The sequence below is a fragment of the Pseudomonas sp. G1002 genome (genome assembly GCF_013385455.1).
Classification (GTDB): Bacteria; Pseudomonadota; Gammaproteobacteria; order Pseudomonadales; family Pseudomonadaceae; genus Aquipseudomonas.
This window is the reverse complement of the sequence record NZ_JACAPY010000071.1, coordinates 3923-4385: the sequence shown is the minus strand read 5'-3', so window position 1 is coordinate 4385 and position 463 is coordinate 3923. Positions and strand designations below refer to the sequence as shown.

The window sequence follows — 463 nt, the reverse complement described above, 5'->3', positions numbered from 1 at the left end:
GCTTTGGTTACTTTGCCGCTTTTTTGCAAAGTGACTCGCTGTAAGAGCGAAACCATAAGCCGCCGTGACCGCAGCAACGGATATGCCCCCCCCAACAACCTAAACCGAAAACCGAGCCACCATCGTGTTGAGATCCACCGCCAATCGCGACAACTCCTGGCTCGCCGCACTGGTCTGGTTCGCCCCCGCCGACGTCTGCTGTGCCAAATCGCGAATATTCATCAAATTGCGATCCACCTCCCGCGCCACCGCCGCCTGTTCTTCCGAGGCACTGGCAATCACCAGGTTGCGCTCATTGATCAGGGTAAACGCCGAAGCAATCGCCTCCAGCGCCGTCCCCGCCGACTTGGCGATATCCAACGTCGAACGCGCCCGAGTATTGCTCTGCTGCATGGAGCTGACAGCCTGATCAGTCCCCTGCTGAATCCCACTGATCATCTGCTCGATTTCCTGGGTCGACTGC

General features: G+C 58.3%; 1 protein-coding gene. It reads right to left on the bottom strand.

What is annotated here, in order from left to right; genetic code table 11:
• Positions 1 to 99: 99 nt before the first annotated feature.
• Positions 100 to 463, bottom strand: a 364-nt coding sequence (locus tag HX801_RS32150; protein ID WP_256344326.1) for a methyl-accepting chemotaxis protein, incomplete at its 5' end; no start/stop codon positions are given.